Genomic DNA, 229 nt, shown 5'->3' with positions numbered 1-229 from the left:
TTTCAGAATCGCTGCGCCTGCTGCACCGTCGCGTATTGAGCTGACCAGCAGGCCTGGTGTCGTAATCTGGCGGGCGAAACGCAGCTGGAGCAGGCCGTTATTCTGCTCGCCGCCTGCAAAGCCGTGGTCACCAATGACTCCGGTTTGATGCACGTGGCTGCCGCACTAAATCGTCCGCTGGTCGCTCTGTATGGCCCTAGTAGCCCGGATTTCACTCCACCACTCTCCC

Annotated in this window: 1 pseudogene; it reads left to right on the top strand. The window is 60.3% G+C overall.

What is annotated here, in order from left to right:
* Positions 1-57 precede the first annotated feature (57 nt).
* Positions 58-229, top strand: a pseudogene (locus tag FDX22_RS12425) (glycosyltransferase family 9 protein); the annotation flags it as partial.

Origin of the sequence: Citrobacter sp. TBCS-14, from assembly GCF_005280805.1 — a bacterium.
Lineage (GTDB): Bacteria > Pseudomonadota > Gammaproteobacteria > Enterobacterales > Enterobacteriaceae > Citrobacter > Citrobacter gillenii.
Note: the sequence above shows the minus strand (reverse complement) of the source record. Positions and strands in the feature narration are given on the sequence as shown.